Below are 19,044 nucleotides of genomic sequence, written 5' to 3'. Positions count from 1 at the left end.
CGAAAAACCCGCCTGAAGGGCGGGTCATGGTGGGCTGATGGATTGATGCTTCGCGCGGCTACGGGCCGCCGCCGAAGATCTTGAGCTTGATGGCGATGCCGGAGAGCAGCGCCAGCATGACGCCGGTGGTGATCATGCGGACGGCCGTCTGCATCGCGGTGCGGCGCACGATCCGGATGCAGTCGACGAGCGAGCGCAGATCGCGGATGTCGAGCGCGGCTTCCTCGCCGTCAAGGCCGACGTCGGCGAGCGCACGCTTCGCGCCTTCCTCGGCCGCCCGCGTCAGGATCGCCTCGAACTCGGCGTCGGGCATGCGCACGAAGCCCTCAAATCGGGGTGGTGTCATCGGATCCTCCTCCCGCCGCTCAGCCGATCTTGCAGCCCCAGAAGGACGTGTGGTCGGCTGCCAAATAGCCGTCCGCGACCCGGAAATACCCCTGAAGCTCGACGGTATCGCCTGCGGTGAGCGGCACCATGGTCTGCAGCCAGATGGCGGTGGCGAGCGAGACATGGGTGGCGGAGATTTCACCGAGGGAGCCGCGGATTTCGGTCGTGCCGTTCAGCACGAGCCGCCCGCGCATGCGGGCCGTGGCGCTGGCGTTGATCTTGTAGAGCAGCGTCGCGCCGAAGAGGTAGGTGCCGTCAACGGGCGCGACGAAATGGTTGTTCGCGGCGTCGAACGCCCCCTGATCGTTGGTGTCGGTGTTGTTGAGGCCGATCTTCGTCCAGGTGCCAACGCCCACGTAGTTGTCGTAGTTGGTGTACGCCTTGAACCGCGGCAGCCGGGGCTGGTCGACAATGCCGGTGGCGTTGTCCACGCTCAGCCCGTCGAAGAATGTGCTGCCGTCGGCGGAGACCGCGAGGCGGAACCTGTCGGAGCCGAAGAGGCCCACCAGCGCCTTGGTCACGAAGCCGGTCTGCAGCGTCAGGCCGAGGTCATCGCCGGCCGCCTCCTTGTTCATGGTGTAGAACAGATCGCCGGTGCCGCCCTCGGCGACGGTCTTCGCTGTCCAGAGCGCGGCGTTGAGCTTGGCCGAGAACGGGTTCGATGCATCCGCCGTCGTGCCCAGCCCGAGCAGCGCGAGGTTCTGCAGCGATGCCGGAGCTGTCCCGATCCAGCTCGCGCCGTCGTAGACCAGCAGCAGCCCCTCGTCCTCGACCCACGCGCACCAGCCGGTCCGTGGTGGCAGGCGCAGCCAGGCGCCATCGGTCCAGAGCGCCACGTTCAGGTCCCAGCCCGCCCAGTCGCCTGTCGCGCCCGAGCCGACGATGTAGCGGTCGCCGTCCGCCGGGCCTGCCGGGGGCGCTGCCAGATCGCGATCAAGGACGGAAAGCTGGACGAGCCCGTCGAGGATCCGCAGCGCCTCGTTGTGGGTGACGTGTTTCTGGGCCTGCGCCGCGAGGATGTAGGGCAGCAGGAGATGGGTCGTGGCGTCAGACATGGGATAGCCTTCAGAACAAGAGCGTGACGGTCTTCGGCGCGCCCCGCCCGACGAGGGCGGAGAGCTGGTAGATGCGGACGGTGAGGTTGTCGCCGGGGCCGAGCGGCGCGCCCCAATCGGCGCTCTGCTGGGCGGCGGTGTAGATCGCGCCGGTGGTGGCGGTGCTCAGCACCCGCTTTATGGCAGCGCCGTCGAGGATCTCGACCTCGTAGGCTTCGATCTCCTCGGCGAGCGGCGCATCCAGCCCGCCCCAGCTGTCGGCTGCGAGCGCGCGGGAGCGGCGCGTCCAGCGGATCGTCAGATCGCCGGGCGTGCGCGGCCTGCGCCACGGCTGCTCGACATGGGCGACGGAGAACGGACGCAGCCCGACGCCTGCAGGCGTGAAGGCCTGTGCCACATAGGTCTCGTCGCTGATTGGGCGGCTGGCCGGGCCGATGCGCCAGTTCCTCGGGATGCCGAGATCGGCCTCGGCGATGGGCAGTGATGCAAGCGCGGTGTCCAGCATCACGACCCTGGCGCCCGCAGGCGCCGGGTTGCCCATGGCACCCTCGGTGCCGCGCTGACCGCGCAGCAAGCGGGTCAGCCGATACCGGCCCGGCGCCAGCAATTCGGCCGCGCCCGCCTGCACAATTTCCCAGACACCAGGCGCGGTTTCCACCGCCAGCGCGTTGGCCCCGCCGAACAGCGTCAGGTCGGTGACGCTTTCGAGGGTGCCGGTCAGCAGATCGACCACCAGCGCGTTTCCGAGATCGAAGCGCGACGTCGGCCCGGCGTAGAAATCCGAGACCAGCATCCCGATCCGGGCGCGGCTGCCGAACGTCGTCAGCAGCTCGAACCCGTCCGTCGACGGGCTGCGGAACACCGCCATCTCGCCGGGCCACGGAACCGCGTGCGCGGCGACAAAAGGTCGATGCGCGGGTTGATCCTCGGTCAGCTGCGGCAGGTCCATCAGCACCGCATCCGGCGCGCCGAACACCACGGCCCGCGTCAGCGACGCCGCGCGCGGATCGCCGGGCGGCAGATCGTAGGTCGCGCGGTCCTGGCGCACCGCCTCGATGCCGCGCGCCTCGGCATCGGCGATGGAGATTAGCCGCAGATCGACCAGCCGCCCGTCATGCTCCAGCCGGATCGCGTCGGCCGGATCGAGCGCAAGCCGCGAAGGCGGCAATCGGAATGCCGCCGTCTCGCGCCCCACCCACGCCTCCATCAGCGCGCGACGGCAGCGGCGCTCGGCCTCCTCGGGCGGCACCGCCATCGGGAAGGACTCGGACGCGATCCGGGTCGTGTCCACGGTGATGCGCCGCGCCTCGACGAGGGCCGCGTCGTAATCCTCGTCGGCGCGTGCAACCTGCCACTTCAGCGCCTGCGGCAGTTCCGTCTCCTGGCCGCGCGTGAGCTCCAGTACGTCGCCTTCACGCCCGGCCACCAGATCGTCGGGACCGAGCGTGGCGACGGAGGCCCGGCCGCGCATGATGAAACGGATCACGCCCTCGGTCTCCACGGCGTCGAAGCCGAAATGCCGCGACAGCGTGGTGATCGAGGCGCGCGGACTTTCGAGCGCGGTGATGGCATAACCCTCGACCGCGCCCCAGAGGGCGGTGACGTCGATGCGATCCTCAGGGAGCCCGGCGCGCAGGCAGAGTTGGCGGACAAGGGCCGCCAGAGACACCGCGCCGAGACGGCCGGTCAGCCAGTGCCCCAGCCGCCAGTTCGCCCCATCCGTCCAGACGTCGGTCAGCGCCGGGAAGAACGGATAGGGCCGCGCGTCCCAGGTCCAGGCGGCGCATTCGGGCACATGCACCATCCGGCCGCCGTAGACCGACGAGACCGGGTTGTTCGCGGCCTCGCCCCAGAAGAGATACGTCGCCTCGAGGTAGGCGCGCTGGATCGCGTCGTCCCGCCAACCGCGGGAGAAGTAGGGCACGAAGCTTTCCGAGGACTTCGGATCGAAGAAGACGTTGGGCTGGTTGGTGCCGCGGTCGATGGCCGGGCATCCGAGCTCGGTGAACCAGATCGGCTTGGACTCGGGCACCCACGCGGTCGGCGTCCCGCTCTCGACCCCACCCGGGCGGTCGTAGTGCGTGTTCGCCCACCAGGCGAACAGATCCTTGTAGCGGAAGACCCATGGCTTGGCCGCCGCACCATCTGTGATCGGGGTGCGGACCTGCGCCGAGCGATCCGCCGCGCTGGCATAGAACCAGTCGAAGCCTTCGCCGCCCGCGATATTCGCCTGCAGATAGGCCCGGTCGTAGATCGCGGGCCAGCCCTCTTGCGCGTCGCCATGTTCGAACCCGTCGCGCCAGTCGGAGAGCGGCATGTAGTTGTCGATCCCGACGAAATCGATCTCCGGATCGGCCCAGAGTGGATCGAGGTGGAAGAACACGTCGCCGCTGCCGTCGCCCGGCTGGTGCCCGAAATACTCCGACCAGTCGGCGGCATAGCCGATCTTCGTCCCGACCCCGAGGATCGTGCGGACATCGGCGAGCAGATCCCGATAGGACTGCACGGCCGGATAGGTGCTGGCTCCGGATCGGATCGTCGTCAATCCCGGCATCTCGGTGCCGATCAGGAACGCATCGACCCCGCCCGCCGCCGCGCAGAGATGGGCGTAGTGCAGCACCATGCGCCGCAGGCCCCAGTCGCCGGTTGCGCCGGTCCAGCCGACACTCTCGCCCGAGACGCTGAAGCTCGCGGGCGTCGCCGCGCCGAACAACGCGGCGACCTGCGTGGCGGCCGTGGCGGTCTTGTCGACGGTCCCGGCATAGCCAGCGGCCGGAGAACAGGTGATCCGTCCTCGCCACGGGAATGCGGGCTGGCCCGTGTTGGCGGCGTTGTCGGAATAGGGGTTCGGCAGGCTGTTGCCGGGCGGCACGTCCATCAGGATGAACGGATAGAAGGTCACCCGCAGCCCGCGCGCCTGCATCTCCTGGATGGCCTGCACCACCGCGAAGTCGGACGGCGTGCCGCCATAGACCGGCCGATCCTGGTCATCGCGGCTGACGAGGAAGGCATCGGCGCGGCTCACGGCGTTCACCGACCAGCTGGCGGGGGTAGTCGACTTGGCCGAGACCTCGACACCAGGGCGCACCTTGCAGGAGCCCGCGCGCAGATCGTCGCCGAACCACGCCACCACGAGGCTGACGCTCTCGACCGCAGGGGCCATGGCCTGAAGCCGGTCCAGCGCCTCCACCATGTCCGTGGAGTCTGCCAGCGCGTTCAGGTTCTCGGGCACCGTCGCGCCGCCATCGGTCTTGCGGATCGCCTGCGTTGCGTAGGTGAACTCGCCCGAGGCCGGGATCATGGTGACGGCCCGGGTCAGCCCCTCGGCCGTGTCGGGATCCGCGAGCGGGCGGAACACCTCGAATGAGAGCTGCGGCAGACGGTTGCCATAGGTCGAGAGCGCCAGCTCCTCGAAAACGACATAGGCGGTGCCGCGATAGGCGGGCGTGTTCGCCGCGCCCATCTTCGCCGCGACGAACGGGTCGGCGGTCTGGCTCTCGTCGCCCGGATACCAGCGCCAGGTGACGCCGGAGAGATCCATCGGCTTGCCGTCGGCCCAGATGCGCCCGATGCCGGCGATTCCCCGCCCTGCCGGGCCTCCTCCGCCTCCATTCTCTCCACCGGAGAGAATGGCCCCTGCGGGACCGGCTTCGGAGCCCTCGCACAGCGCGACTGCGAAGCTCGCATAGTAGAGATACTCGGTCGTCCTGACCTTGCCGCCTCCGCCGCCCTTGCCACCGCCCTGCGTGGTGGTCCTGGTCTCCTCGCGGAAATCGGTGGCCCAGATGATGTTGCCGCCCATCCGCATGCGGCCGTAGACGCGCGGGATCACTGCCCCTTCAGTGGAGGACGTGATCCGAAGGCTGTCGAGCCGCGCGCCTTCGATGCGCTGGGTGGGCGCGAGCGAGGAGATGATCCAGCTGTCGACGACAGAGCCGATGGTGGAGCCGATGAAACCGCCGATGGTGGCGGCGCTCACGCCGAGGATCGCGCCGCCGATCGAACCGCCAATGGCGGCGCCAGCGGCACCGAGAACGAGGGTGGCCATGTCGGGTCTCAGCGTTGCGGGAACAGGAAGGCGAAGGCGATGCGCCGCCGCCATGACGGGGTGAGCGGCTCCTCGATCACGCCGAGCCGTTCATAGGCGTGAAGGAAGGTGTCGGGCCGCGAGTCCGAGGCAGGTACTCAAAGAGGGAGTGAAAGACAAATCACCACTTAGGGATGTTTATATTGCAGGTAACGATGCGCTGTTATTCCAAATGGTCCTAAACTACCTGAGGGCCTGCGAAGATGTATTCTGGCACGGTGCAAAGCCGGATTCGTACATTTTGAAGACAATCGGTGTGCAAGCTTTATTCGACATACTTCGTCAGCTGGCGGGAAAAGCCTACGCTGATCGAAAGATCAGCGAGGAGTACTTCGTTGGAAAGCTTAAAGGTGCGCGTGGAATCGATTTTTCGGAAGATGTTTTCAAAAACCCATCAGGGTCGGGACGGACATTCATCCGCAAGGAAATAGAAGCAGCGATTTTTATTGAGCAAGACGGAGATCAATTCTCGGCTTGAGTCTCTGAGAGTTTTTCGGTGGAGTTAAGAAAGTCGTGTCCAATGTAGAAGGACAATTACTGGTTGAGGTTGTTCGTCGGACTGGCTGTTTCGCGGAGCCTTCGGCCTCGCCTACGGCTTTGAGGATCAAGTCCAAGACACCGGCCCAGTGGCGAGTGGCCAGCGGCCTATCCGATGATTTTCCGAGGCCCATGAAATGAAGCTCTCCGGCAGTTCCCGCCACGACGCGCCAGTTCCAGCGATTCCGAACACGCCGCCCAGCACCCGGCGGTGGTTCTTCGACGGGGGGGCGTTTCGGCTCCGTCGTAACTGCGAAGTGCGAGAGCAGTGTCCGTTGCTACTCGGACATCAGGTCACGGACCAACGGTTCCTACCGTCCAGGGGGGCCACGGAATCCGCTTCAGCCGTTTTTTGGAATCTATTTTGGCAAAACGACGTCGGTGGACGTCGAGTTCGATTTGTGTTCCATCTCACGAATGCCTCTGGCATCGAAGTGCTTAGCTGCATCTTCCGAAAAGCCAAACATTTGCAAAGCCTTACAACCTAAACACCAAAACAGCGCAGTCATGAGCTCCGGAGAATATCGGCCCTGAGAGACCGCGTCCGAGCCTCCTGGCGGCGGAGCCAGTGCTCAGCCCCACCCGCATAACCCTCGAAAACAACGAGAAAATCCGGCCGCAGCCGGATCGGGAGAACACTTTCGCGACGGCAAGTGGCGGAGGGAGCGCGACTGCGGTCGAACCTTCTCTGGCTCGCGAGGTGAATTTGGCCGCGCAACACACGGTTTTCGGGGCAATCTAAGGCAGGGCGGTCGAGGTCTGCGCTAGGGAAATCCTTTATGCAGTCCGTGGCGCGAACAGGATGATCGCCGCCCCGAGCAGGCAGACCGCAGCCCCGGTGACATCCCAGCCATCCGGGCGCTGCCCCTCGACTGCCCAAAGCCAGACCAACGACGCGGCGATGTAGACGCCGCCATAGGCCGCATAGGCCCGCCCGGCAGCATCGGACGGGGCCAATGTCAGTAGCCAGGCAAAGGCAGCAAGCGAGGCAAGACCCGGCACAAGCCACAGCGCCGAGGCCCCAAGCCGCATCCAGGCCCAGACGGCAAAGCACCCGGCGATCTCGGCCAGTGCGGCAAGGGCATAAAGCGCCACGGTCGGGGCGGAACTCATCCGGCGACCTCGATCAGGTGTCCGGCGTGGGCATGGTCCGCGTGGCACTTTGCATGATCGCCCAAAACCTCGATCACACGGCAATCGGCAATCACGCCCCCCGCGCACTGGACCAGCATGCGCTCCAGCTCCGCTTTGAGCGCCACGAGCCGCGCAATGCGCGCCTCGACCGCTGCAAGCTGCGCCGAGGCGATGGCATCGGCCGCCGCACAGGACTGGTCTGGCCGGTCCGACAGGCTAAGGAGGTCGCGGATTGCATCTAGCGGGAACCCGAGTTCGCGGGCATGGCGGATGAAGGTCAGCCGCTCTTGCGCCTTTTGGCCGTAAAGCCGTTGATTGCCTGCACTGCGTTCGGCCTCGGGCAGCAGGCCGATCTCTTCATAGTAGCGGATGGTCGGCACTTTGACTCCGGCGGCATCGCTCAGTTTTCCGATGGTGAGCATGTTTTGTCCTTGCACCTCTAGTTACTAGAGAGATTACAGAGGAGCCTGAACAGTTGCAACCGGTGCCAAGGCTCCGGCAGGAAAGGCTTGAAATGGCACAGAAATCAGAGGCCGAATCACAGGAATGGACTGTCTCGGGAATGGATTGCGCATCCTGTGCCGTTAAGATCAGGACGGCTGTGGAGCGGCTTCCGGGGGTCAGCGACGTCAACGTAGCCGTCATGGCGGAAAAGCTGACGCTGAAGCTGGAGCCTGGCACCACGCCGCGCGACAAGATCGAGGCGGCGGTGACGAAGCTGGGCTTTGGCATCGGGGCCATCAAGACCAAAAAGGCCGAGGCGTTCGTCATGCCCGGTGCGCTGGAAACCAGGAAAGACGATGACCTCGCTGGATCTGATCACGCCGAGCATGTCGGCCACGACCATGGCTCGTCCGACACGATGGCAAAGGCCACCGCCGCTTCTGTCGACAGCGAGGATGGTCATGGCTCTCCCGGCCACGTCCACAACGACCCCGCCGACCGGGGCAAGCGCTGGTATGAAACCGGCAAGGGACGCCTTGTCATAGGCACCGGCCTGCTGCTGTGTGCCGCTTGGGCGGTCAAGCTGCTGGCGTCGGAAGACATCGCCAACTGGGCCTTCATCGCAGCCTGTGTCATCGGCGTGGCCCCGGTGGCGCGACGGGCGTTTTCGGCGCTGCAAGCCGGAATGCCTTTCACGATTGAAATGCTTATGACCATCGCCGCCCTAGGCGCGCTGTTCATCGGGGCAGCGGAAGAGGCGGCGCTGGTCGTGTTCCTGTTCGCCGTGGGCGAGGTGCTGGAAGGCGTGGCCGCAAACAAGGCACGCGATGGCATCCGTGCGCTGGCAAACCTGATCCCCAAGACCGCGCTGGTCGAGGAGAACGGTACCACCCGCGAGGTTGCCGCCGACACGCTGCGCATCGGCCAGAGGGTGCTGGTCCGCCCCGGCGACCGGATTCCTGCGGATGGTGAGATTGTCGAGGGCACTTCGGGCGTCGATGACAGCCCGGTGACGGGCGAAAGCATGCCGGTGACCAAGGGGCCGGGCGATGCGGTCTTTGCAGGCTCGATCAACACCGAAGCCGCTTTGCGCGTGCAGGTCACCAAGGCCGCCGAGGACAACACGATCGCCCGCATCATCAAGCTGGTGGAAGAGGCCGAAACTTCGCGCGCGCCGACCGAGCGATTCATCGACAAATTCAGCCGCATCTACATGCCCGCCATCGTCGGTGTATCGCTGCTCGTCGTGCTGGTGCCGCCGCTGGCCTTTGGTCAGGCGTGGGACACGTGGATCTATCGCGGTCTGGCCCTGCTGCTGATCGGCTGCCCTTGCGCGCTGGTCATCTCGGTTCCCGCTTCCATCGCCTCCTCCTTGTCGGCAGGGGCGCGGCGCGGGCTGTTGATGAAGGGGGGTGCCGTGATCGAGGCGACCGCGAAGGTGACGAAGGTGGCCTTCGACAAGACCGGCACGCTGACCCATGGCCGCCCCGTGGTCACCGACGTCATCGCCTTCGACGGTGTGACGGAGGCCGAACTGCTGGCCGTCGCCGCCGGGGTCGAGAACGGCTCAAGCCACCCGCTGGCCATCGCCATACTGAACCGCGCCAAGGAGGCGGGCATCGCGGCGCTGCCGTCACGCGAAGCGAAGGCGATCATCGGCAAAGGCGTCGAGGCCATTGTCGATGACGCGAAGGCGTGGGTTGCCTCACCCCGCCATGCGATGGACGCGGGTGCACTGGACGGGCTTGGCCTGCGGCGGACAACGCAGTTGGAGGAAGAGGGCAAGACGGCAGTGGCGATCTACCGCGAGCGTCGTGGCCTTGGGATCATTGCCATGCGCGACGAGCCACGCGCGGACGCGGTCAAAGCGGTGCAGCAGTTGAAGGCGCTTGGCGTGGGGTCGGTGATCCTGACCGGCGACAATGAACGCACGGCGGCGGCCATCGCGGGCGGCATGGGCATGGAGTTCCGCGCCGACATGATGCCCGAGGACAAGCTGAACTTCATCAAGACAATGGCCGAGGGCGGCGGCGTGATGATGATCGGTGACGGCATCAACGATGCGCCCGCCCTGAAACAGGCAAGCGTCGGCGTGGCGATGGGGTCGGGCACCGATGTGGCGCTGGAAACGGCCGATGCCGCGATCCTGCGCGACAAGGTGACGGACGTGCCCGGGCTGATCCGGCTGAGCCGCGCCACCATGGCCAACATCCGCCAGAACGTGACCATCGCCCTAGGGCTGAAGGCCGTGTTCCTGGTGACGACGGTGCTGGGCATGACCGGCCTCTGGATCGCCATTCTGGCCGATACAGGTGCGACGGTGCTGGTCACGCTGAACGCGCTGCGTCTGCTGCGGTTCAACCCGGACCGCGAGGCGTAGGGCGATGATCTCGGGTTTCGGCTGGGCCGCACTGGCCCTTCTGTTCGGCTATCTGGCGTTGTTCTTCTGGGGTAGCGCCCTTGCGGCCCAAGCCGCAGGTCGGCCCGTCTGGCTGTTTGCGCGGGCCAAAGGGCGTGACCAGCTTGCCGCCATCGGGTTCCGCGCGGCCTTTGCACTCGCCTTCTTCGGGCCGCTTCTCTGGCTGGCAGTGCCAATGCTGCACAAGGTCGATCCGCTCTGGACGGAAGGAAATGCCATAGTACTGGGCCTGATCGGCATCTTCATCGCGGGCCTTGGTGCGATGGTCGCCTTTGCCGCGCAGATGTCGATGGGCTCCTCGTGGCGCGTCGGTGTGGTGGGCGGTGAGACCGGCGATCTCGTCTCGGGCGGGCTCTACCGGTTCAGCCGCAACCCGACATTTGTCGGCCAGGCTGCCTTGTTGGTCGGAGTTGCTTTGACGGTTCCGTCCATCCCGACGACCCTCGCGCCCATCCTGATTCTCTGGTCAGCGAGCACACAAGTCCAGTCGGAAGAAGCTGCCCTGCGCGCGGCGCTTGGGCCGGAGTATGACCGCTATGCCGCATCCGTCCCGCGCTGGATCGGCATTGGACCCAAGGCCGCGCCATGACCAGAACTACCCTGATTTTCCTGATTGCCGCCTCGGTGCTGGTCGATCAACTGACAAAGGCCGCGGCCCTGTCGCTGTTGTCGCAAAGGGCTGCGGTCCCTGTCGTTCCGGGCTTCAACCTGACCCTCGGTTTCAACGAGGGGTCGAGTTTTGGCCTGTTGTCCGGTGTCATGGCAGGCAAGCCCCTGCTGATGGCGGCGCTGACCGGAGCGCTGGCCCTGATCTTTGCCGTCATGGCCTTTCGGGCGCGTCGCCCGCTGGAGCGTGCAGGTCTGGCGCTAGTCGTGGGGGGTGCGATTGGCAACATCATCGACCGGCTGCGGCAAGGTGCCGTGACTGACTTTCTTGATCTTTACTGGCGCGACTGGCATTGGCCCACGTTCAACGGCGCGGATATCGCCATCACGCTGGGAGCGCTATGCATCCTCGCAGCCTCTCTTCCGTCACATCGCCGCAAGGAGCCGGTTCTTGACAGAAACTGATTCCAAGACCCTGTCGCGCGACGACATGTCCCTTTCGGCAGCGTTCCTGATCGCTCTGACTGCCACCCTTGGCGCGCTGTTCATCGGCGAGGTGCTGGGGCAGATGCCCTGCACGCTCTGCTGGTATCAGCGCATTGCAATGTTCCCGCTGGTCCTGATTTTCGGGCTTTCTCTCTGGCGTGGTGACGGGATGGCAAAGGCCTATGGGCTGCCGCTGGCGCTGGCAGGTATGGCTCTCGCCGCCTGGCATTCCGGCCTTTATGCAGGGCTTTTGCCCGCGCCAATCGTCCCCTGCACCCAAGATGGCCCGTCCTGCACCGGCGATGCTCAGATGATCCTTGGCCTGCCCATTCCCTACCTGTCGCTGGCAGCCTTTGCCGCGATCCTTGCCTGCCTCGTCTTGCCGAAAGGACACCGCTCATGAACCGCCGCACCCTTCTTCTCGGGGCCTCCGCCCTCGGGCTCGCCGCCTTTGCTGGTGGCACCTATGTGCTGAACCAGCGCCGCACCGCCGAGGCAGAAGCCGCTGCTGCGGTGACGCCTGCGGCCGACACCGCCCTGCTGATCCGCGACCATTCCCCGAGCTTCGGCCCAGCGGATGCGCCTGTCACGCTGGTCGAGTTCTTCGACCCCTCCTGTGAAGCCTGCCGCGCCTATCACCCGGTCGTGCAGGAAATCCGCCGCCAGTTCCCCACGCAGGTCCGCGTCGTCCTGCGCTATACCGTGTTTCACGAGGGTTCTGACGAGGCGGTGCGCATCCTTGAGGCCGCGCGCATGCAGGACAAGTTCGAGCCGGTTCTGGATGCTCTGCTGGAGCAGCAGCCGGGTTGGGCCGTGCATGGCGCCCCGCAGTTGGACGTCGCCTGGGAGATTGCGGGCTCTGCCGGTCTTGATCTCGACAAGGCCGAAACCGACAAGCTCTTTCCGGGGATTACCGGGATTCTGAACCAGGATGCCGCCGATGTCGAAGCCTTGGGCATCCGCCAGACACCGACCTTCTTCCTGAACGGCAATCGGTTGGAGAACTTCAGCGCCGAGAGCCTGATCGCCGATGTGCGGTTCGCGGTCGAGAATAGCTGACGGCGCTCAGGACCGGTTGGCGAAGGCCGAAAACAGGGACAGCGTCCGCTCGCTGACATGGTGCTCGATGCCTTCGGCATCGCGTTCCGCTGTCTCGGGGTCAAGGCCGAGGCTGATCAGAAAGCGCAAGACGATCTCGTGCCGCCGCCGGCATTCTTTGGCCAGTGCGCGGCCCGCCTCTGTCAGAAAGACCGACCGATACTTCGCGCGGGTGATCAGCCCCTCGCGCGCGAGACGGTCGAGAGTCTTGCTCACGGTCGGCACCTTCACGCCAAGCCGGGCGGCGATGTCCACCGGGCGCGCCTCGCCCTGATCGTGGATCAGTTCGGCGATCAGTTCGACATAGTCCTCGGCCAGTTCATTGCGTCGGGCTTCGCGCACACCCTGAAACGCCCCGGCGCGCAGGTCCGCAGTGCGGTCATCCGAGGTGGCTTGGGGTGCAGGATCGAACTCTGTCATCAGTTCAGTGTCGCACGGGATGGATTGACAAGTAAAGGCGCGGGGCAGAATGTTAGCACTGTCTAACTTTATGCGCCGCGTCTTGTCGGGATCGTGGTCAAGCCAGGAGTGCGAAGAGCCATGACGACCAATGCCTGGCGGCAGGAGCGCGAGACGCCGTCGCTTTCCGAAGTGTTCCGCACGATCGCCGTCGGCAACGGCGGCACCAGCCGCTTCCGCCGGTTCCTCGCCTTCATCGGTCCCGGCTATCTGGTGGCGGTGGGCTACATGGACCCCGGCAACTGGGCGACCTCGCTGGCGGGTGGGGCGGCCTTCGGCTACACGCTCCTCTTCGTCGCGCTTTTGTCGAACATCATGGCGATCCTGCTGCAGTCGCTGTGCGCCCGGCTGGCAGTCGCCTCGGGCCGCGATCTGGCGCAGGCCTGCCGCGATGCCTTCCCGAAATGGATGTCGGTCCCACTCTGGATATTTGCCGAACTGGCGATCATCGCAACCGACCTGGCCGAGGTGATCGGTACAGCCATCGGCCTGAATCTGCTCTTCGGGATTCCGCTGGAAATCGGCATCTTCATCACCGCCGCCGACGTGTTCCTGATATTGTGGCTGCAGAACAAGGGCTTTCGCTGGATCGAGGCGCTGATCATCTCGCTGATGGCGCTGATCGCTGCGTGCTTTGTCGTGCTGATCGCGCAGGCCGATCCGGTCTGGGGCGAGGTTATCGCAGGCTTTGCCCCAAGCCGCGAGATCTTCAACAACCCGACGATGCTCTACCTCGCACTTGGCATCATCGGGGCGACAGTCATGCCGCATAACCTCTACCTGCATTCGGGCATCGTTCAGACCCGCGCCTTCGGGCTTGATCTTCCGTCCAAACGCGAGGCGCTGAGGTTGGCGACTTGGGACAGCACCATCGCCCTGATGTTCGCGCTGACGATCAATGCATCGATTCTGATCCTGGCCGCAGCAGCCTTCTACACCGTGGGGCAAAACGACGTCGCCGAGATAGACAAGGCGCATTTGTTGCTGGAGCCCTTGCTCGGCTCGTCGCTCGCGCCGGTCCTGTTCGGCGTGGCGCTGCTCTGCGCTGGCCTGAACTCCACTGTCACCGCCACCATGGCCGGACAGATCGTGATGGAAGGTTTCATCAACCTGCGCATCGCCCCTTGGGCGCGGCGGCTGATCACCCGAGGCCTTGCCATCATCCCGGCGATCTTCGTGATCCTGCTCTACGGCAGCGGAGGCGTGGGTGAGCTTTTGATCCTGAGCCAGGTGGTGCTGTCATTCCAGCTTCCCTTTGCCATCGTGCCCTTGGTGATGTTCACCGCCAGCCGCGCCAAGATGGGCGAACTGGTCGCACCCCGCTGGCTGACCGGCCTCTGTTGGCTGATTGCGGCCCTGATCATCGTGCTGAACGTGAACCTGCTGTCGACCGTTCTTCTGGGCTGACCCTTCACCCTTCGGTGAAGGTGTGATTTCCGGCTTGTAGCTCAAGCTACTGGAGGGTTTAGACGCAAAGAATTGCGGAGTGGGTGGCGGATGCGTTTGACAAGACTGCAGAAAATACTCTGGGCGGCGGCTGGGGCTGCCACGCTTGCCTATGGTGTGCTGATGGTTTTGCCAAACCGTGTGCCGTTGGAGACGGAGGTCGCCTTTCGACCGTCCTTCGCACTCCCGGATGCAGCGGGGCTGCAGCGAACGTCCCAGGACTTTGCGGGCAAACATCTTCTTGTCTTCTTCGGTTTCACCAACTGCCCGGATGTCTGCCCGACGACCCTCGCAGAGGTCGCGCAGGTCATGGACGAACTTGGGGACGATGCCGACCTCGTGCAGCCCCTGTTCATCTCGATCGATCCCGAACGGGATCGCAGGCTGGGGCTGGCCGAGTTCACCGCGGCGTTCCACCCGTCGATCATCGGGCTTGCCGGAGACGATGCGCAGACCCGCGCGGCGGCGGACAGTTTCCGCATCTACTTTGCGCGCGAGGATGACGCTGCGGCACCCGACGGCTACACCATGTCGCACAGCCCGGCGCTTTACCTCATCGGCCCCGAGGGTGACTGGCTGCGTCAATTCACCTATGGCACGCCCGCCGAAGACATCCTTGCCGACCTTCAATCGAGATTGTGAATCCCATGAAAGCCCTGATCCTCTTCGCTGTCCTCGCCCTCCCTGCTGCGCCTTTGCTGGCCTGCGAGACCTTCACCCTTGGCGACCTGACCATCGAGCATGCCTGGTCCCGCGCCACCATCGGTGCCGACCGGCCGGGGGTGTTCTATGTCGAGATCACCAACAACGGCAGCGCGGATGATGCGCTTGTCGGCATCGCAACCTCTGCGGCCGGAATGCCAATGCTGCATGAAACCGTGGTGACCGATGGCATCGCCTCCATGCCGCACGCAATGTCGATCCCCGTTCCGGCAGGCCAGAACGTGCAACTGGCCCCCGGCGGCTATCACGGGATGCTGATGGGCCTGACCACGGCGCTGAAGGAAGGCGACAGCTTTCCCGTGACGCTGATTTTCCAGAACGCGGGTGAAATCACCGTCCCGGTCGAGGTACTGTCCCTGCGCGCGGAGGGACCGGATTGCGCACACGCCGGGCAGTGATCAGCGGTTCCAGGAAGCGCTTCTTAAATGGAAGCGACCCGACAATTTGGAATGGGCCACCCTTGAGTGCCAGACTGTTGATTTGCTGTAGCAGGCAGATTGGCGGACGGTAGAGCAATGATGGGAGCTGCCCTAAACCGAACTTTTGCCTTCCTAAGTCGCTTCCGAGCTATCTTTTTTGTTATTGCCCTCGGACAGAGCCTGGCCACGACAAACGTTTGCCCTGCGGGCCAATCGGATTGTGACATGGCCGATATGGACGCTGGCGTCGAAATGTCGGCTGTCTGCATTCTGGCCTGTGGCGTTTTGCTGCCCAGTGAAGCGACGGTCGCGCCCGAGTTCGTCGGCAAAGTTGCGTCGCTGTTCCGGCCGGACGATCTTTCAGGCATCGGGATGCTCCTCGGGCCCCAGTTGCGTCCCCCGCGCGTCCTTGCATGAGACATCTGACGGAAAATCAAACTCATCAAGGAGAAACACGATGAAACTGTTGCTGACGACCGCTGCCTTTCTGGTGGCTCTTGGGGGCGCTGCGTTTGCAGCATCCGACTGCTGCGGCGACCTGATGGCCTGCTGCGAGGCAATGCTGGACTGCTGCGACTGAGCGGCTCCACTTAATGACGACGGAGTGCCAGCCCTTCGGGGCTGGCATTTTTCTGACGAGACGTTTGCACTGAAATTTGCCTGCGCGCAGAGGGGTCACAATGAGCACACGTAGGCCGGTGATCCTTGGCCTTGGCGGGGCCGTCGGGTCCGTGGCATTCATGCTGGGTCTCGGCGCTTGGCGGACGCGGAACGTTGCGCCGACCGATCCGCTGTTGCCCTTGCCCGTGACGGCGATGGACTGGACTCTGACCAACCATCGCGGTGCGACTGTCACGCCCGCAGACTGGATCGGACGGCCAGTGATGGCGTTTTTCGGCTTCACTTTCTGTCCCGACGTCTGCCCGACCACACTGATCGACATCTCGGACTGGCTGGAGGCGCTTGGCCCCGACGCAGACCGGCTGAATGTGGTGCTGATCTCGGTCGATCCCGAACGCGACACGCCCGCCGTTCTTGCCGACTACCTCTCCAACTTCGATCCGCGCATTGTCGGTCTGACTGGGTCGCTGTCCGAAGTTCAGAAAGTCGCCGCGGATTTTCGGGCCATGTTTGAAAAGCTTCCGCGGGACGGCGACTATACGATGAACCACACGGCGGGGGTGTTTCTGCATCGTGCTGACGGCCGCTTTGCCTCGATCATCGATTTCCACGAAGACCGCCGTTTCGCGATACCGAAAATCCGTCGTATCCTGACCTGACCCGCAAGGAGCTCCCGAATGCCGATTCTGAATCGTCGAACATTGCTCGTGTCCACTGCGTCTCTTGCGTTCACCGCGTCCTTGCCGCTGCGGGCCGAAACCTTGCCGCCAATCCATGTCGCCAAGGGCACCGGTTGCGAATGCTGCACGGCATGGGTGGACCACTTGCGAGCCGAAGGCTTCACTGTGACTGAGGAAGAACTCTACGGAATGCTGCTGATCAACTACAAACTCGACAACGGCATTCCGCAACACATGACCTCGTGCCACACCGGCAAGATCGAGGGTTACATGATCGAGGGTCATGTCCCAGCCGCCGATATCCGCCGCCTGCTGCAAGACCGCCCCGATGCCATCGGCCTGGCTGTTCCGGGGATGCCCTATGGCTCGCCTGGCATGGGGGACGAAACCGCGCGCGAGGCTTACGACGTCTTCCTCATCGCGCGCGACGGGACCACTACCGTATTCACATCCTACCCGGCGGCCTGAGTTTCGCACAGGTGCGCTCCTTTGCGTGGTTGATGCACGTTGTTTCCTTCAGAAGTCCGTCTCCACGTAGACCCCCGAGCAGTCGTACGCGACCGCTGCTGCGGTTGCCCCATTGTTAACAAACAGCCGCGGCGACAGGAATTGCGTCGTCGCGGGCAGGTCGGCGGTAATCTCCTGCTCGAACACCGCGCCCGAAACCTCGTCGACCACCCGAACCCAGACCGAGCTGCCATTGGGCGGTGCCGCGATGTAGAGGGTCAGCACCCCACCCGTCGCGATGCCGAAACTCGCCCCCATGTCCGTCAACGTCGGCGCGCCGGTGCCGTCGTTTGCGACCAGCTGCCAGCGGGTGTGGGTGCCGCGCTGGAAGCCGATGCCGATGCAGTTGATGGCGGCGGCCAGCGCCAGCGTGGTGGCGAGCGCGGCGGTCGATCCGTAAAGCCCGAAGAAGCCCATGCCGGTTGCCTGCAGCGTCGTCAGCGAAATTCGCGTCACGAAGGTCCAGCCGCCCAGTCCCGCCGCATTGCCGCGCCAGCAGGCCCAACCCGCAGAACGCTGTTCGGCCGCCGAGTCCACCACCGCAGCCGAAGTCAGGCGCCAGCGCCGCATACTGGCGGCCAGGTTGGTTGCCGCGAGGGTCGGGTGTGAAACCGTTCCGACCGAGGTGATCGGCAGGCCTTCGGTGGTGATCGTGGTGGTGACAGAGGGCGACCAGTTGGCGATCCGGTTGACCCCGAAATGAGGCTGGAGAGGGAAGTCTCGGCCGGAGGGGCGCATGACGTCGATCCAAGGGGCCCCCGCCCGGTTGCGCGCATAAACGGCCGCCTTGCCGATGGACGGAGGGGATGGGGCGGCGTTCAGGCCCGGCAGGATGGTGGGTTGCGGCAGTTCCACCTGGCCATTGGTGCGGTCGATCTTCAAGGCATCGAAGAAGGCTGAACCATCCGGACTGACCTTGAAGCTGAAATCATCATCGCCCAGCAGGCCGATCAGCGCCCGCACCGAAAACCCGGTCTTGAAGGCGAAGGCCGCGTCGTTCCCGGCGGCCGCCTTGTTTACGGTGGCCTCGATCCCGGCGCCTGCGTTGTTGAACAGCAGTGCCGGGGTATTGACCGACACGCGATTGTAGCTGTCGGCTGTCGCCCCGCCGAGGCCGAGAAGCTGCGCGGTTAGGTTGGCTTGGGGCATGCCGACCTGCGTCACCGCATTGGCGAAAGTCACTGTGGGCGTGTTCACCACCGTCGTGCCTGCTGACCCCGCCGTCGCCGAGCCGATGTTGACGACCGTGGTCGATCCGGATGCACCGCCAGTGCCGATGTTTACGGTCTTCGTCACGCCGGTCGTCGTCGCCCCGGTTCCCATGCCGTAGGTGGCGGTCGTCGTCGCCGTGCCAATGCTGGCCAATGCCGACGAGACGGTGACGGTGCCAGAGGCGGTCAGCGTGCCGGAGAAAGTCTTGTTGCCGGTGAAGGTCTGGGTGCCCGCCAGGATCGCCAGTTCCGAAGAGGTGTTCGGCAGTGTGAAGGTCCGGGTTGTGCCAGTCGTTATCCCCGACAGCGAAAACAGCGCCTTCTTCGTCGGATCGGCATCGTTCACCAGGCTGAACATCGCGTCGGATACATCCTGCGGCACACCGACAGGGTCCCAAGCGCTGCCATTCCAGACCTGGAACGCCTGCTCGGCCGCGATCCAGACCAGCCAGCCTTGGCGCGGTACCAAGCGCAGCCAGACGCCATCGACCCAGAAGGCGACATTCAGATCCCACCCCGCCCAGAGGCCCGTCGCGCCCGATGCCACGAGGTGGCGGTCGCCATCGGCGGGGCTGGCTGGCGGCGTGGTTCGAGTGCGGTCGAGGACCGACAGCTGCACCATGGCATCGAGCAGGCGCAGGGCCTCGTTGTGGGTGACATGCTTCTGGGCTTGGGCGGCCAGCAGGTATGGCAGGCCAAGGTGGGTGGAGGTGTCGGACATGACG

General features: G+C 64.9%; 20 protein-coding genes and 2 pseudogenes. 13 read left to right on the top strand and 9 right to left on the bottom strand.

The genetic code is table 11. The features are described 5' to 3' along the window. Positions 1 to 58 precede the first annotated feature (58 nt). The 4 genes and pseudogenes from ACFHYO_RS01570 to ACFHYO_RS01555 all read right to left on the bottom strand — a co-directional run. Positions 59 to 313: a DUF6127 family protein gene (locus ACFHYO_RS01570; protein WP_394317869.1), complete on the bottom strand. Its 255-nt coding sequence runs from the start codon at positions 311 to 313 to the stop codon at positions 59 to 61. Positions 314 to 365: 52 nt separating this feature from the next. Further along, positions 366 to 1,442 (bottom strand): DUF2793 domain-containing protein, encoded by a 1,077-nt coding sequence (locus ACFHYO_RS01565; RefSeq protein WP_394317867.1) that lies wholly within the window; start codon positions 1,440 to 1,442, stop codon positions 366 to 368. Positions 1,443 to 1,452: 10 nt separating this feature from the next. Next, the gene (locus ACFHYO_RS01560) at positions 1,453 to 5,490 is read right to left on the bottom strand and encodes a baseplate multidomain protein megatron (protein WP_394317865.1); all 4,038 of its coding nucleotides are present in this window, start codon (positions 5,488 to 5,490) and stop codon (positions 1,453 to 1,455) included. A gap of 8 nt (positions 5,491 to 5,498) precedes the next feature. Beyond that, a pseudogene (locus ACFHYO_RS01555) lies at positions 5,499 to 5,606 on the bottom strand (peptidase); the annotation flags it as partial. A 32-nt stretch (positions 5,607 to 5,638) separates the two neighbouring features. Between ACFHYO_RS01555 and ACFHYO_RS01550 the strand changes: the two are divergent. Beyond that, complete coding sequence (locus tag ACFHYO_RS01550) at positions 5,639 to 6,007, top strand: hypothetical protein (protein WP_394317863.1); 369 nt, start codon at positions 5,639 to 5,641, stop codon at positions 6,005 to 6,007. Between the two features lie 126 nt (positions 6,008 to 6,133). Here the strand turns inward: ACFHYO_RS01550 and ACFHYO_RS01545 are convergent. From ACFHYO_RS01545 to ACFHYO_RS01535, 3 genes and pseudogenes are all read right to left on the bottom strand, one after another. After that, a pseudogene (locus ACFHYO_RS01545) lies at positions 6,134 to 6,292 on the bottom strand (hypothetical protein); the annotation flags it as partial. A 551-nt stretch (positions 6,293 to 6,843) separates the two neighbouring features. Further along, positions 6,844 to 7,179: a YnfA family protein gene (locus ACFHYO_RS01540; protein ID WP_394317861.1), complete on the bottom strand. Its 336-nt coding sequence runs from the start codon at positions 7,177 to 7,179 to the stop codon at positions 6,844 to 6,846. Continuing rightward, positions 7,176 to 7,622, bottom strand: coding sequence for a MerR family transcriptional regulator (locus ACFHYO_RS01535; protein ID WP_119136430.1), 447 nt, complete (start codon positions 7,620 to 7,622; stop codon positions 7,176 to 7,178). Before ACFHYO_RS01535 ends, ACFHYO_RS01540 begins: the two co-directional genes overlap by 4 nt. Before the next feature lie 92 nt (positions 7,623 to 7,714). Here ACFHYO_RS01535 and ACFHYO_RS01530 point away from each other — a divergent pair, with 92 nt between their 5' ends. From ACFHYO_RS01530 to ACFHYO_RS01510, 5 genes are read left to right on the top strand one after another with little or no spacing between them, the layout of a single operon-like run. Beyond that, positions 7,715 to 10,024, top strand: a complete 2,310-nt coding sequence (locus ACFHYO_RS01530) for a heavy metal translocating P-type ATPase (protein ID WP_394317859.1) — start codon at positions 7,715 to 7,717, stop codon at positions 10,022 to 10,024. A 4-nt stretch (positions 10,025 to 10,028) separates the two neighbouring features. Then, on the top strand, positions 10,029 to 10,652 hold the full coding sequence (locus tag ACFHYO_RS01525) for a methyltransferase family protein (protein ID WP_394317857.1): 624 nt from the start codon (positions 10,029 to 10,031) through the stop codon (positions 10,650 to 10,652). After that, positions 10,649 to 11,134 (top strand): signal peptidase II, encoded by a 486-nt coding sequence (lspA, locus tag ACFHYO_RS01520; RefSeq protein ID WP_394317855.1) that lies wholly within the window; start codon positions 10,649 to 10,651, stop codon positions 11,132 to 11,134. Before ACFHYO_RS01525 ends, lspA begins: the two co-directional genes overlap by 4 nt. A 25-nt stretch (positions 11,135 to 11,159) precedes the next feature. Further along, the gene (locus tag ACFHYO_RS01515; protein WP_269780411.1) at positions 11,160 to 11,558 is read left to right on the top strand and encodes a disulfide bond formation protein B; all 399 of its coding nucleotides are present in this window, start codon (positions 11,160 to 11,162) and stop codon (positions 11,556 to 11,558) included. After that, entirely contained in the window at positions 11,555 to 12,214 is a 660-nt protein-coding gene (locus ACFHYO_RS01510; RefSeq protein WP_099649459.1) for a DsbA family protein, read from the top strand. Before ACFHYO_RS01515 ends, ACFHYO_RS01510 begins: the two co-directional genes overlap by 4 nt. Before the next feature lie 6 nt (positions 12,215 to 12,220). Here the strand turns inward: ACFHYO_RS01510 and mntR are convergent, their stop codons facing one another. Beyond that, positions 12,221 to 12,673, bottom strand: coding sequence for a manganese-binding transcriptional regulator MntR (mntR, locus tag ACFHYO_RS01505; protein ID WP_099649460.1), 453 nt, complete (start codon positions 12,671 to 12,673; stop codon positions 12,221 to 12,223). A 120-nt stretch (positions 12,674 to 12,793) separates the two neighbouring features. On the opposite strand from mntR, the gene ACFHYO_RS01500 reads away from it, so the two are divergent. The 7 genes from ACFHYO_RS01500 to ACFHYO_RS01470 all read left to right on the top strand — a co-directional run bounded on the left by ACFHYO_RS01500 (position 12,794) and on the right by ACFHYO_RS01470 (position 17,069). Next, a complete protein-coding gene (locus ACFHYO_RS01500; protein ID WP_394317853.1) occupies positions 12,794 to 14,119 on the top strand; it encodes an Nramp family divalent metal transporter in 1,326 nt (441 codons plus the stop codon). A 90-nt stretch (positions 14,120 to 14,209) separates the two neighbouring features. Further along, positions 14,210 to 14,800, top strand: coding sequence for an SCO family protein (locus tag ACFHYO_RS01495; RefSeq protein ID WP_394317851.1), 591 nt, complete (start codon positions 14,210 to 14,212; stop codon positions 14,798 to 14,800). A 5-nt stretch (positions 14,801 to 14,805) separates the two neighbouring features. Then, positions 14,806 to 15,279, top strand: coding sequence for a copper chaperone PCu(A)C (locus ACFHYO_RS01490; RefSeq protein WP_394317849.1), 474 nt, complete (start codon positions 14,806 to 14,808; stop codon positions 15,277 to 15,279). Positions 15,280 to 15,525: 246 nt separating this feature from the next. Further along, positions 15,526 to 15,717 carry a hypothetical protein gene (locus ACFHYO_RS01485; protein ID WP_394317847.1) on the top strand — a complete coding sequence of 64 codons (192 nt, stop codon included), beginning with the start codon at positions 15,526 to 15,528 and terminating at the stop codon, positions 15,715 to 15,717. 40 nt (positions 15,718 to 15,757) lie between these two features. Continuing rightward, positions 15,758 to 15,880, top strand: a complete 123-nt coding sequence (locus ACFHYO_RS01480) for a hypothetical protein (protein ID WP_394317845.1) — start codon at positions 15,758 to 15,760, stop codon at positions 15,878 to 15,880. Between the two features lie 100 nt (positions 15,881 to 15,980). Further along, positions 15,981 to 16,580 (top strand): SCO family protein, encoded by a 600-nt coding sequence (locus ACFHYO_RS01475; RefSeq protein WP_394317843.1) that lies wholly within the window; start codon positions 15,981 to 15,983, stop codon positions 16,578 to 16,580. Between the two features lie 18 nt (positions 16,581 to 16,598). Then, entirely contained in the window at positions 16,599 to 17,069 is a 471-nt protein-coding gene (locus ACFHYO_RS01470) for a DUF411 domain-containing protein (protein WP_394317841.1), read from the top strand. Positions 17,070 to 17,117: 48 nt separating this feature from the next. Here the strand turns inward: ACFHYO_RS01470 and ACFHYO_RS01465 are convergent, their stop codons facing one another. Continuing rightward, positions 17,118 to 19,040 (bottom strand): DUF2793 domain-containing protein, encoded by a 1,923-nt coding sequence (locus ACFHYO_RS01465; RefSeq protein WP_394317839.1) that lies wholly within the window; start codon positions 19,038 to 19,040, stop codon positions 17,118 to 17,120. Positions 19,041 to 19,044: the final 4 nt, after the last annotated feature.

This window comes from Paracoccus panacisoli (assembly GCF_042435015.1).
GTDB lineage: Bacteria > Pseudomonadota > Alphaproteobacteria > Rhodobacterales > Rhodobacteraceae > Paracoccus > Paracoccus panacisoli.
The sequence above is the reverse complement of the archived record's forward strand: the minus strand, read 5'-3'. Positions and strand labels throughout refer to the sequence as shown.